Source organism: Cupriavidus taiwanensis (assembly GCF_900249755.1).
GTDB classification, from domain to species: Bacteria; Pseudomonadota; Gammaproteobacteria; order Burkholderiales; family Burkholderiaceae; genus Cupriavidus; species Cupriavidus taiwanensis_D.
The window spans coordinates 2,204,667-2,217,042 of sequence record NZ_LT976853.1 but is presented as its reverse complement, the minus strand read 5'-3'; the positions used below and the strand labels follow the sequence as shown (position 1 = coordinate 2,217,042).

The 12,376-nt window shown below is 65.2% G+C and carries 14 protein-coding genes; 9 read left to right on the top strand and 5 right to left on the bottom strand.

Features of this window, described 5'->3' with window-relative positions; all coding sequences use genetic code 11:
- The first annotated feature begins 43 nt into the window (after positions 1 to 43).
- From rpsF to CBM2594_RS10085, 7 genes are all read left to right on the top strand, one after another.
- A complete protein-coding gene (gene rpsF / locus CBM2594_RS10115; protein ID WP_010809513.1) occupies positions 44 to 418 on the top strand; it encodes a 30S ribosomal protein S6 in 375 nt (124 codons plus the stop codon).
- 89 nt (positions 419 to 507) lie between these two features.
- Positions 508 to 807, top strand: coding sequence for a primosomal replication protein N (gene priB, locus CBM2594_RS10110; protein ID WP_012353082.1), 300 nt, complete (start codon positions 508 to 510; stop codon positions 805 to 807).
- A 3-nt stretch (positions 808 to 810) separates the two neighbouring features.
- A complete protein-coding gene (gene rpsR, locus CBM2594_RS10105; protein WP_006163606.1) occupies positions 811 to 1,089 on the top strand; it encodes a 30S ribosomal protein S18 in 279 nt (92 codons plus the stop codon).
- Between the two features lie 32 nt (positions 1,090 to 1,121).
- Entirely contained in the window at positions 1,122 to 1,574 is a 453-nt protein-coding gene (gene rplI, locus CBM2594_RS10100; protein ID WP_116356717.1) for a 50S ribosomal protein L9, read from the top strand.
- A gap of 165 nt (positions 1,575 to 1,739) precedes the next feature.
- Positions 1,740 to 3,131 carry a replicative DNA helicase gene (locus tag CBM2594_RS10095; RefSeq protein ID WP_115661877.1) on the top strand — a complete coding sequence of 464 codons (1,392 nt, stop codon included), beginning with the start codon at positions 1,740 to 1,742 and terminating at the stop codon, positions 3,129 to 3,131.
- 191 nt (positions 3,132 to 3,322) lie between these two features.
- Entirely contained in the window at positions 3,323 to 3,949 is a 627-nt protein-coding gene (locus CBM2594_RS10090; RefSeq protein ID WP_010809517.1) for a DUF47 domain-containing protein, read from the top strand.
- A gap of 13 nt (positions 3,950 to 3,962) precedes the next feature.
- Positions 3,963 to 4,970, top strand: coding sequence for an inorganic phosphate transporter (locus CBM2594_RS10085; RefSeq protein WP_116356716.1), 1,008 nt, complete (start codon positions 3,963 to 3,965; stop codon positions 4,968 to 4,970).
- Between the two features lie 70 nt (positions 4,971 to 5,040).
- Here the strand turns inward: CBM2594_RS10085 and CBM2594_RS10080 are convergent, their stop codons facing one another.
- The 5 genes from CBM2594_RS10080 to CBM2594_RS10060 all read right to left on the bottom strand — a co-directional run bounded on the left by CBM2594_RS10080 (position 5,041) and on the right by CBM2594_RS10060 (position 9,435).
- Complete coding sequence (locus CBM2594_RS10080) at positions 5,041 to 5,715, bottom strand: C40 family peptidase (protein WP_116356715.1); 675 nt, start codon at positions 5,713 to 5,715, stop codon at positions 5,041 to 5,043.
- A 47-nt stretch (positions 5,716 to 5,762) separates the two neighbouring features.
- A complete protein-coding gene (locus CBM2594_RS10075) occupies positions 5,763 to 6,170 on the bottom strand; it encodes a hypothetical protein (RefSeq protein WP_116356714.1) in 408 nt (135 codons plus the stop codon).
- Positions 6,171 to 6,298: 128 nt separating this feature from the next.
- Positions 6,299 to 8,002 carry a PhoH family protein gene (locus tag CBM2594_RS10070; RefSeq protein ID WP_116356713.1) on the bottom strand — a complete coding sequence of 568 codons (1,704 nt, stop codon included), beginning with the start codon at positions 8,000 to 8,002 and terminating at the stop codon, positions 6,299 to 6,301.
- A 441-nt stretch (positions 8,003 to 8,443) separates the two neighbouring features.
- Positions 8,444 to 8,908, bottom strand: a complete 465-nt coding sequence (locus CBM2594_RS10065) for a peroxiredoxin (RefSeq protein WP_012353075.1) — start codon at positions 8,906 to 8,908, stop codon at positions 8,444 to 8,446.
- 143 nt (positions 8,909 to 9,051) lie between these two features.
- Positions 9,052 to 9,435 carry an Mth938-like domain-containing protein gene (locus CBM2594_RS10060; RefSeq protein ID WP_116356712.1) on the bottom strand — a complete coding sequence of 128 codons (384 nt, stop codon included), beginning with the start codon at positions 9,433 to 9,435 and terminating at the stop codon, positions 9,052 to 9,054.
- Positions 9,436 to 9,762: 327 nt separating this feature from the next.
- Here CBM2594_RS10060 and CBM2594_RS10055 point away from each other — a divergent pair, with 327 nt between their 5' ends.
- On the top strand, positions 9,763 to 10,998 hold the full coding sequence (locus CBM2594_RS10055) for a pyridoxal phosphate-dependent aminotransferase (RefSeq protein WP_174077541.1): 1,236 nt from the start codon (positions 9,763 to 9,765) through the stop codon (positions 10,996 to 10,998).
- 48 nt (positions 10,999 to 11,046) lie between these two features.
- Positions 11,047 to 12,357 carry a homoserine dehydrogenase gene (locus CBM2594_RS10050; protein WP_116356710.1) on the top strand — a complete coding sequence of 437 codons (1,311 nt, stop codon included), beginning with the start codon at positions 11,047 to 11,049 and terminating at the stop codon, positions 12,355 to 12,357.
- Positions 12,358 to 12,376: the final 19 nt, after the last annotated feature.

Sequence of the window (12,376 nt, the reverse complement as noted above, 5' to 3'; positions counted from 1 at the left end):
CGGACTCGTGACGCCCGGGTGGCTAATCCCAAAAGGAGCGTCAATGCGTCATTACGAAATCGTCTTCATCGTCCACCCGGACCAGAGCGAACAAGTGCCGGCCATGATCGAGCGCTACAAGCAGCTCGTGACCTCGCAGAACGGCAACGTTCACCGCGTGGAAGACTGGGGCCGTCGCCAGATGGCTTACATGATCCAGAAGCTGGCCAAGGCTCACTACGTTTGCCTCAACATCGAATGCGGCAAGGAAACGCTGGCTGAACTGGAACACGCGTTCAAGTTCAACGACGCCGTCCTGCGCCACCTGATCGTGCAGACCAAGAAGGCCGAGACCGCACCTTCGCCGATGATGAAGGAAGTGCAGCGCGAAGAAGCCCGCAAGGCCGCGCAAACGACCACCGAAGGCCAGGCCGCCTGAGTGCGGACTGCGGTGCGCGCCGTGGCTGACAGCGTCGGCCAGGGCACGGGCGGAAACCGCAACGATTGCAACCAGCAAGAGGCCCCGCGTTGAACCAGCTTCGGCTTGCCGCCACCCTGGCGGAACGCGATGCCCTGCGCTATACCCCGGCCGGGGTCCCCGTCGTGAACTGCATCCTGCAGTACAGCGGCGAGGCCGTCGAGGCGCAGACGCCGCGACAGGTCGAGTTTGCAATCGCTGCGATGGGGATCGGCCAGGTTGGCCAGCGTCTGGAGCGGCTGCCGCTCGGCACGCTGCTCGACTGCGAAGGATTCCTGGCCCGCAAGCACCGCAACAGCAAGGCTCTCGTCTTTCACATCACTGGATGTAAAGCATTCGAAAAGGATTGAATCATGGCATTCGTCAAACGTGACAACAAGAACAAGAAGCGCTTCCAGCAACAGAACCCGCTGTTCAAGCGCAAGCGCTTCTGCCGCTTCACCGTGGCTGGCGTCGAACAGATCGACTACAAGGATCTGGACACCCTGAAGGACTTCATCGGCGACAACGGCAAGATCACGCCGGCCCGCCTGACCGGTACCAAGGCCCACTATCAGCGTCAGCTCGATACGGCCATCAAGCGCGCGCGTTTTCTGGCGCTGATGCCGTACACCGACCTGCACAAGAACTGATCAGGCCCTAGGTCCGTCAAGGAGAGAACACGATGCAAATCATTCTGCTGGAAAAAGTCGTCAACCTGGGCAACCTGGGTGACATCGTCAAGGTGAAGGACGGTTACGCCCGTAACTTCCTGATCCCGGGCAAGAAGGCCCGCCGCGCCACGCAATCCGCGATCGCCGAATTCGAAGTCAAGCGCGCCGAGCTGGAAAAGGCCGCTGCCGAGAAGCTGGCCGCCGCGCAAGCCGAAGGCGAGAAGCTGAACGGCCTGACCGTCCAGATCGCCCAGAAGTCGGGTGTCGACGGCCGCCTGTTCGGTTCGGTGACCAACGCCGATATCGCTGAAGCCCTGGCTGGCCAAGGCTACAAGCTGGAGAAGGCCCAGGTTCGCATGCCGAACGGCCCGCTGAAGACGGTGGGCGACCACCCGGTCAGCGTTGCGCTGCACACGGACGTCGTGGTCGACGTGACCGTGTCGGTGGTGGGCGAGAGCGTCTGACGACGCGCCGCCCCGGCCGGCGCAGCGCGCCGGCCGGAGCCCCGCAAGCATTGCAGAAAAGGCAGGAGCTTTGGCTCCTGCCTTTTTTGTTGCCCGCCTGCCCTTGACGGCGCAGTCGCCAAATGTCCGGCGAAGTGTGTCCGCCCGCCGTTATAATCCCTCCCCATGAACGCGCCCGTCGCCGACCCCCAACTCGATAACCTCAAGGTCCCGCCGCACTCCATCGAAGCCGAGCAATCGGTGCTGGGTGGCCTGCTGTTGGACAATGCCGCCTGGGACCGCATCGCGGATTTTCTTTCCGAGGCGGATTTCTACCGTTTCGACCACCGGATGATCTTCCAGAGCATCGCCCGGCTGATCTCGGCGACCAAGCCGGCCGACGTGATCACGGTCTACGAGATGCTGCAGGTGGCCGGCAAGGCCGAAGAGGTGGGCGGGCTGGCGTACCTGAACTCGCTGGCGCAGAACACCCCCAGCGCGGCCAATATCCGCCGCTACGCGGAAATCGTGCGCGAGCGCTCGGTGCTGCGCAAGCTGGTCACGGTGGCCGACGATATCGCCTCGGCCGCCTTCGCGCCCAAGGGGCGCGAGGTGCGCGAGCTGCTTGATGAAGCCGAATCCAAGGTCTTTGCGATTGCCGAAGAGGGCTCGCGCGGTCAGAAGGGCTTCCAGGAAATCCAGCCGCTGCTGACGCAGGTGGTGGAGCGCATCGACGAGCTGTATCACCGCGATTCGACCACCGATGTCACCGGCGTGCCGACCGGCTTCATCGACCTGGACAAGATGACCAGCGGCATGCAGCCGGGCGACCTGGTCATCGTCGCCGGCCGCCCGTCGATGGGCAAGACCGCGTTCTCGCTGAATATCGGCGAGCACGTGGCGGTGGAGCAGGGCTTGCCGGTCGCCGTGTTCTCGATGGAAATGGCGGGCACGCAGCTGGCCATGCGTATGCTGGGCTCGGTTGGCCGCCTCGACCAGCACCGGCTGCGTACCGGGCGCCTGCTCGACGAGGACTGGCCGCGGCTGACGCATGCGATTCAGCGCATGAACGACACCCAGCTGTTTATCGACGAAACGCCGGCGCTGAACCCGATGGAGCTGCGCGCCCGTTCGCGGCGCCTGGCGCGCCAGTGCGGGCAGCTTGGCCTGATCATCATCGATTACCTGCAGCTGATGTCGGGCTCCGGCGGCGGCGAGAACCGCGCCACGGAAATTTCAGAAATCTCCCGTTCCCTCAAGGGCCTGGCGAAGGAACTGAATTGCCCGGTGATCGCGCTGTCGCAGCTGAACCGAAGCCTGGAACAGCGTCCCAACAAGCGCCCGGTGATGTCAGACCTGCGCGAATCCGGCGCCATCGAACAGGATGCCGACGTGATCCTGTTCATCTACCGCGACGAAGTCTATAACGCCGACTCGCAGGACAAGGGCACCGCGGAAATCATCATCGGCAAGCAGCGTAACGGCCCGATCGGCACGGTGCGGCTGACCTTCCTCGGCCAGTTCACGAAGTTCGACAACTTCAGCGGCGGCCCGGCCTTCTTCGACAACGACACCTGACGAAGTCAAGCGGGGCGGCGATCCGCCGTGCCTGCCCGTCTCGTTTGTGCCAAATACGCGGGCAATGTCCCGGTAACCCTGTAAAATATTGCGCTTTGATGACAGCCGCCATCCGCGGCCGTCATGCACACCGTCCGCTTAACCTCGCAACACCATCCGCAGCGACACCACGCTGCCACAAGGAACATTCCATGTTCGGCCGATTCATGCCCACCGAGGGCAAGTTCTTCGAATATTTCAACCAGCACGCCGACTGCGCGGTGACCGCCGCCCATGAACTGCAGGCCCTGGTCAACGACCTGCCCAACGCCGAGGCCCACGCCCGGCGCGTCCAGGCCACTGAAAAGAAGGCCGACCGCATCACGCACGACACCATCGACCTGCTGCACAAGACCTTCATCACGCCGCTGGACCGCGACGAGATCCACAAGCTCATCACGACCATGGACGACATCCTGGACCTGATGGAAGACGTGGCCGAGACCATCTCGCTGTACGACGTGACCAACCTGACCGACGAGGCGCTGCGCCTGGCCGCGATCTGCGTGCAGTGCTGCGACCAGGTCAAGATCGCCGTGGGCTTGCTGGAGGACATGGGCAACGCCAGCACCATCCTGAAGACCGCGCAGCAGATCGACCAGCTGGAATCCGAGGCCGACCGCGTGATGCGCTCGGCAATGTCCAAGCTGTTCCGCGACGAGACCGACGTCAAGCGCCTGATCAAGCTGAAGGCGATCTACGAGCAGCTCGAGACGATCACCGACAAGTGCGAGGACGTCGCCAACATCATCGAAGGCATCGTCCTGGAAAACGCCTGAGGCGGCAATCGGCATGCAGACCATACAAATGAGCCTGTGGGTGATCGCCTTGCTGGTGGCGCTGGCATTGCTGTTCGACTTCATGAACGGCTTCCACGACGCGGCCAACTCGATCGCCACGGTAGTGTCCACGGGCGTGCTCAAGCCGCACCATGCGGTGGCGATGGCGGCGATGTGCAACGTCGTCGCGATTTTCGTATTCCACCTGAAGGTGGCGGCCACGGTCGGCACCGGCACCATCCAGGGCGGTGTCGTCGACCACTATGTCATCTTCGGCGCGCTGGTCGGGGCGATCGCGTGGAACGTCATCACCTGGTACTACGGCATTCCGTCGTCGTCGTCGCATGCGCTGATCGGCGGGCTGGTGGGCGCGGCGGTGGCCAAGGCCGGCACCGGCGCGCTGGTCGCCAGCGGGCTGCTGAAGACGGTGGCGTTCATCCTGGTGTCGCCTTTCCTCGGCTTCCTGCTCGGGTCGCTGATGATGGTCATCGTCGGCTGGACTTTCTTCCGCACACCGCCATCCCGGGTCGACCGATGGTTCCGGCGGCTGCAGCTGGTCTCGGCCTCGCTGTACAGCCTGGGGCATGGCGGCAATGATGCGCAGAAGACCATCGGCATCATCTGGATGCTGCTGATCGCCAGCGGCCATGTGCTGGCCGGCGATCCGCCGCCGACCTGGGTGATCGTCAGCTGCTACGTGGCCATCGGCATGGGCACGCTGTTCGGCGGCTGGCGCATCGTGCGCACCATGGGCCAGAAGATCACCAAGCTCAAGCCCGTGGGCGGCTTCTGCGCCGAGACCGGCGGGGCCATGACGCTGTTCTTCGCCTCGGCGCTGGGCGTGCCGGTGTCGACCACGCACACGATCACCGGCGCCATCGTCGGCGTGGGCTCGTCGCAGAAGATGTCGGCGGTGCGCTGGGGCGTGGCCGGCAATATCGTGTGGGCCTGGGTGCTGACGATTCCGGCGTCGGCCTTCATGGCGGCGATCGCATGGTGGATCGGGCGCCATATCCTGTAACGCGGGATCAACTGCTGATGCAAAAAGCCAGGCATTTGCCTGGCTTTTTGTTTGCCCGCACGCCACGCGTTCAGCGGTTGGCGAAGGCGGCGATGGGATCGTCGTCGTCGGGCAGTGGGGCCGGTTCCGGCACCAACGGTGCGGGCGCGGGCACCGGTGTCGCCGGCGCCGGCGGCAGGTTGACCGCGCCGGCAACCACCCGCCGCGCGCCGTTGTAGCGCGAGGCCCAGTACGGCTTGCCCATGTCCTCCAGCCGCACGGTGCCGCCGGACGAGGGCGCATGGACGAAGCGGTTCTGGCCGACGTAGATGCCGACGTGCGAGTTGGCGCGCCCGGTGGTGTTGAAGAACACCAGGTCACCGGAAGCGACTTCGCTGCGGTCGAGCGAGCTGCCGCGCGTGCCCATGGCCTCGGTGGTGCGCGGCAAATTGACGTTGGCCGCGCGCGCCACCACATAGCGCACCAGCCCGCTGCAGTCGAAACCGGCATCCGGCGTGTTGCCGCCGTAGCGGTAGGGCGTGCCGACCAGAGACATCGCCTGGATCGAGATTTCCTCCAACCCGGCGCTGGGATCGGTCATGGGCTTGCCGGGCGTACGCGGCAAGCTGCCATGGCGTGCGGGTGGGGAACTGGCGCACGCTGCCAGCAGCAGTGCGGCGGCGCAGAGCAGCGGCAGGCCGGCCCGGGCAAGCGGGCCGGGCAGTGCGGAAGGGCTGGAAGTGCTGGGGATACGGCGCAATGGCATCGTGGGATTCCGGTCGCCGGCCTGCCGGCGCACCGGAAGCCTTGCCGCTACCAGCGTAGCTGGGCGTTGCGCGTACCGGTGCTGACCTTGATGGACTTGGGCTGGCCCTTGTAACTGGCCTCGATATTGTAGCTGCCTTCGGGCGCACGTATCAGGCAGCGCGGGCCGGCGGCGCGGAAGCTGGCGACTTCCTGCTCGTCGCGCACCAGCCTGACCGCCACGTCCGACAGGAATTCACCGTTCGCGCCCTGCGTGAACAGGATGCCCATGTTGAAGTCCTTTTCCTTCGCGGCCAGCGCCTGGCGCTCGTCGTCGGCGACACCGCCGCAGACATAGCTGACCGGGCCCATGGTGCGGATCACCAGGTTGTCAGCCGCGGCGCGCGCCTGCAGCGCGCTGGCGAGGAACATGGCGGCGCTGATCAGCGCGGCCAGGCGGAGATGCTGTGGGTTCATCGACGCCTCCAGTGGGGATGCGGGACAACAAGCGCAGTTGCGGACATCATAGCCGCATTGCGCTTGCCGATCACGGCAGCGGGCCCGGGCCCCCGCCGCATGGCAGGGTGCCCGGGCTGCCGCCCGCGTCAGAGCACGTCGCCGGCGTGGTCGGCCAGGCGCGAGCGCTCGCCGCGCGCCAGAGTGATATGGCCGCTGTGGCTCCAGCCCTTGAAGCGGTCGACCACGTAGGTCAGGCCCGACGAGCCCTCGGTCAGGTAGGGCGTGTCGATCTGCGCGATATTGCCCAGGCAGATGATCTTGGTGCCGGGGCCGGCGCGCGTCACCAGCGTCTTCATCTGCTTCGGCGTCAGGTTCTGCCCCTCGTCGATGATGACGAATTTGTTGACGAAGGTGCGGCCGCGCATGAAGTTCATGCTCTTGACCTTGATGCGCGAGCGGATCAGCTCCTGCGTCGCGGCGCGGCCCCAGTCGCCGGCGCTGTCGTCGCTCTTCTGCAGCACTTCGAGGTTGTCGTCGAAGGCGCCCATCCACGGCTGCATCTTCTCTTCCTCGGTGCCGGGCAGGAAGCCGATGTCCTCGCCCACCGGCACGGTCGCGCGGGTGACGATGATCTCGTTGTAGAGCTTCTGGTCCAGCACCTGTTCCAGGCCCGCCGCCAGCGCCAGCAGCGTCTTGCCGGTGCCGGCCTGGCCCAGCAGCGTGACGAAGTCGATGTCCGGGTTCATCAGCAGGTTCAGCGCGAAGTTCTGCTCGCGGTTGCGCGCGGTCACGCTCCACACATTGTTCTTGTGGTGCGTGTAGTCCTTCAGCGTCTGCAGCAGCGCGGTCTTGCCGTTGATCTCCTTGACCTGCGCATAGAGCGGCAGGCTGCCGTCGACCGGTTCCAGGTAGACGAACTGGTTGACCAGGAACGACGGCACCAGCGGGCCGGTGAGCCGGTAGAACATGGCGCCGGACTTGGGGTCCTGCCAGCTTTCGACACCCTTGCCGTGCTTGGCCCAGAAGTCGCCGGGCAGCTGCATCACGCCCGCGTAGAGCAGGTCCTTGTCTTCCAGGACCTGGTCGTTGAAGTAGTCTTCGGCCGGCAGGCCCAGCGCGCGCGCCTTGATGCGCATGTTGATGTCTTTCGACACCAGCACGACCTGGCGCTCGGGATACTGCTGCTGCAGCGCGCTGACCACGCCCAGGATCTGGTTGTCGGCCTTGCCCTGCGGCAGGCCCTCGGGCAGCTTGATGTCGTTCAGGCGGGTCTGGAAGAACAGCTTGCCCTGCGCGTCGCGGTTGCCCAGCCGCGCCAGCGGCAGGCCTTCGTCGAGCACGCCGTCGGTGCCGCCCACCAGAGAGTCGAGCGTGCGGCTGACCATGCGCGCGTTGCGCGCGACTTCGCTCATGCCCTTCTTGTGGTTGTCCAGTTCCTCGAGCGTCATCATCGGCAGATAGATGTCGTGCTCCTCGAAGCGGAACAGCGAGGCCGGGTCGTGCATCAGCACGTTGGTGTCGAGCACGAACAGCTTGCTCGGGCCTTCGGACTTGCGCGCGCGGCGCGTGGTGCCGGTCGACGGCTTGACCAGGCTCACCGGCGCGGCGGTGACGGGCGGCGTCGATACTGCCGGCGTCTCGGTGCTGCGGGCGCGGGTGCCGCCGGCGGCGCGGTCCTGGACTTCAGGCACCTGCGTATCGCCGGTTTCCAGCAATGCCACACGCTCGAGCGCCGGCACAGGTTTCTTGCCCTGTGTGGCGGCTTTGGCCTTAGGCACCGCGGAAACCGGAGCAAACTCGCTCGGGTCCAGCAATTGGGCAGGCTTGGCGGGCATGGTAGGCAGCGGCATGCTTGGCTTTCCTTTCAGGGGGACAAGAAGGGGGCGGGGATGTCCGGTGCGCCGCGCCGCGCCGCGTCGGCCGAGTCCGGCGTGTGCGAGACGGCGTGACGACCGCGGGCCGGGGCATGCATGCGCGAGGCACCCGGCGCGGACAGGCATGAGCACAGACGCGGCTGCAAACAAAAAAGCCGCCATGCCTGCGGAACAGGGTTGGCGGCTCTTTGGCGGACTGCCGACACGGCAGGTCCGCTACCGGCCCGTGGCAGGAAGCGCCTGGGCCGGGGAGTCGAAACAGCGTGGCATCCGGAATCTGAACTCATTACGGGCCAATGTATCCGAAGGTTTCGGGTTTGGCAATTGGGTTTCCCGGCGGGCTTTCACATCGTCTCTTTGCCATCGTTGCCACGGCGCGTCCGGATCGAATCCGTTACGGGCAACGCCGGCGATGCTTCAAAGGCCGCGCACGATCTCCAGCACTTCGTCGACGTGGTTCGGCACCTTGATGCCGCGCAGCTCGTGTCGCAGGATGCCCTTGCCGTCGATGACAAAGGTGCTGCGCTCGATGCCGCGGTGCTCCTTGCCATACAGCTTTTTCATCTTGATGACATCGAACAATGTGCACACATTCTCGTCGGCATCGGAGATCAGTTCGAACGGCAGTTCGAGCTTGGCCTTGAAGTTTTCATGCGAGCGCAAGCTGTCGCGCGAGATGCCGAACACCTGCACGCCGGCCTTCTCGAAATCCTCGTACTGGTCGCGGAAGTTCATCGCCTCGGTGGTGCAGCCCGGCGTGTTGTCCTTGGGGTAGAAGTACAGCACCACCGTCTTGCCGCGGTAGTCGGCCAGGCGGAAGGTGGCGTCGCCGGTCATCGGCGCGCTGAAGTCGGGGATGGCCTTGTTGAGACTGACGGTCATGCTTGTGGCTCCTTGGGGGAGGGGCAGGGGATCGGTGAGATCGTTGGAATCGGGAGAGGGGGCTGCCGCCTCAGCGCGAGCAGATTGGGGCGCCTCGCACGGAGTTCAAGCGTGGCGCCCGCTCAACTTTTTTGGGCGGTGCGTCAGGCGGCCTCGGGTTCGAGCAGCAGCACCGCCGCCACCTTGCGGCCCTCGGCCATCAGGATGTTGTAGGTGCGGCAAGCGGCCTGCATGTCCATCGCGTCGACGCCGACGTGGCGGCGCGACAGCGATGCGGTCAGGCGCGGGTGCGGAAAGCGCAGCCGCGCGCCGGTGCCGAGCAGCACGACCTCGGGCCCCAGTTCGGCCAGCTGCTCGAAATGCGCGGCCTCCAGGTCTTCGAAGCGGTCGACCGGCCAGGGCTTGACTTCCCCCTCCGGCATGACAAGCACCGAGTTGGTGTGGCGCACGAGGTTGATTTCGATATACCCGGGCCCGTAGGCGGTGACGGTATTGAGCGACTGGGGCTGGTCGGCGTGGAGTTTCACTTGGGGATCTCGGCGGTGGCCGCCGCGGGCTGGCGGGCCGGTCCGCGGGGCGGAGGGCCGGCGGGCCGGGCGGGCGATGGACGGACGGGCAACGGATGGACGACAGCGTGCAGGCGGCCGCGGTGCGCGCGGACAGCGCACGCTGCAATGCAAGAATCCCTGCCGAAGTCTGTCATAATCCGATAAATTATAGCTTTTGCCTCCCTGTCTGCCACGTTTGCGTTGCATCGCAGCGGACGGCGCCCGCGCATTCTTTCAGATTCCGTCAGATTCGCCCCGATTCCCAGTCCGGTGCCGCCGACGCGGCACGCCATGCCCGACACCGCCGTGAAACCCATCCAGAAATCCAACAAACTCAATAACGTTTGCTACGACATCCGCGGGCCGGTGCTGGAAAAGGCCAAGCAGATGGAGGAAGAAGGGCACAAGATCATCAAGCTGAATATCGGCAACCTGGCCGTGTTCGGCTTCGACGCCCCCGAAGAAATTCAGCAGGACATGATGCGAAACCTGCCGAATTCGGCAGGTTATTCTGATTCCAAGGGCATTTTCGCCGCGCGCAAGGCGATCATGCACTATACCCAGCAAAAAAATATCGAAGGCGTCGGCCTGGACGATATCTATGTGGGCAACGGCGCCTCCGAGCTGATCGTAATGGCGGTCAACGCGCTGCTCAATACCGGCGACGAAGTGCTGGTGCCGGCGCCGGACTACCCGCTGTGGACCGCCGCGGTCAGCCTGTCGGGCGGCACGCCGGTGCACTATATCTGCGACGAGTCCAACGAATGGATGCCCGACCCGGCCGATATCCGCGCGCGCATCACGCCGCATACCAAGGCCATCGTCATCATCAACCCGAACAACCCGACCGGGGCGCTGTATTCGGACGAACTGCTGCTCGAGATCGTCGCGATCGCGCGCGAGCATGGGCTGATCATCTTTGCCGACGAGATCTACGACAAGGTCCTGTACGACGGCAATACCCACACCTCGATCGCCTCGCTGTCGACCGACGTGCTGACGGTGACCTTCAACGGCCTGTCGAAGAACTACCGCTCGTGCGGCTATCGCGCCGGCTGGATGGTGGTGTCGGGCGACAAGCGCCCGGCGATCGACTACATCGAAGGCCTGAACATGCTCTCGTCGATGCGCCTGTGCGCCAACGTGCCGGGCCAGTGGGCGATCCAGACCGCGCTGGGCGGCTACCAGAGCATCAATGACCTGGTCAACGAAGGCGGGCGCCTGCGCCGCCAGCGCGACCTGGCCTACGAGCTGATCACCGCGATCCCGGGAGTCACCTGCGTCAAGCCCAAGGCGGCGCTGTACCTGTTTCCCAAGCTCGACCTGTCGATGTACCCGGTGCAGGACGACCAGGAGTTCATCTATGAACTGCTGCAGGAGTCCAAGGTGCTGTTGGTGCAGGGCTCGGGCTTCAACTGGGCCAAGCCCGACCATTTCCGCATCGTGTTCCTGCCGCACGAGGAAGACCTGCGCGAGGCCATCGGCCGCATCGCGCGCTTCCTCGAGGCGTACCGAAAACGCCACGGCAAGGCGGCCGCCTGATTTCGCCGGCGGCGCGCAACTCATCCATAGCAACAGAGAAGATTTTCCATGAACCCAATCAAAGTCGGCCTGCTCGGCATCGGTACCGTCGGTAGCGGCACGTTCAACGTGCTCAAGCGCAATCAGGAAGAAATTCGTCGCCGCGCCGGCCGCGGCATCGAGATTGCCGTGGTGGCCGATCTCAATACCGAGCGCGCGCGCGAACTGACCAACGGGGAAGTGGAGATCGTCAGCGATGCCAACGAGGTGGTCAACCGCCCCGACATCGACATCGTCATCGAGCTGATCGGCGGCTACGGCATCGCGCGCGAGCTGGTGCTCAAGGCGATCGAGAACGGCAAGCACGTGGTCACCGCCAACAAGGCGCTGCTGGCCGTGCACGGCAACGAGATCTTCGAAGCCGCGCGCAGGAAGGGCGTGATCGTCGCGTTCGAGGCCGCGGTGGCCGGCGGCATCCCCATCATCAAGGCGCTGCGCGAAGGGCTGACCGCCAACCGCATCCAGTGGATCGCCGGCATCATCAACGGCACCACCAACTTCATCCTGTCGGAGATGCGCGACAAGGGCCTGGATTTCGACGTGGTGCTGAAGGAAGCGCAGCAACTGGGCTACGCCGAAGCCGACCCCACTTTCGACATCGAAGGCGTCGATGCCGCGCACAAGGTCACGCTGATGAGCGCGATCGCCTTCGGCATGCCGGTGCAGTTCGAGCGCGCCCACGTGGAAGGCATCACCAGGCTGTCCGCCACCGACATCAAGTACGCCGAGGAACTGGGCTACCGCATCAAGCTGCTGGGCATCACGCGCCGCCGCGACGACGGCGTCGAGCTGCGCGTGCATCCGACCCTGGTGCCGGCCGCGCGCCTGATCGCCAACGTGGAAGGCGCGATGAACGCGGTGCTGGTGCAGGGCGACGCCGTGGGCGCCACGCTCTACTACGGCAAGGGCGCCGGCGCCGAGCCGACCGCCTCGGCGGTGATCGCCGACCTGGTGGACGTGACCCGCCTGCACACCGCCGACCCCGAGCACCGCGTGCCGCACCTGGCGTTCCAGCCCGACGAGCTGTCGAGCGTGCCGGTGCTGCCGATCGAGGAGATCAACAGCTCGTACTACCTGCGCATGCGCGTGTCCGACGAGACCGGCGTGCTGGCCGAGATCACGCGCATCCTGGCCGAGGGCGGCATCTCGATCGACGCCATGCTGCAGAAGGAATCGCGTGAAGGCGAGCCGCAGACCGACATCATCATCCTGACCCACATCACGCGCGAGAAGCACGTCAACGCCGCCATCGCCCGCATCGAGGCGCTGCCGACGGTGCTGTCCGCCGTGACGCGCCTGCGCATGGAAGAACTGAACTAAGGGCCGGACCGCACGATTG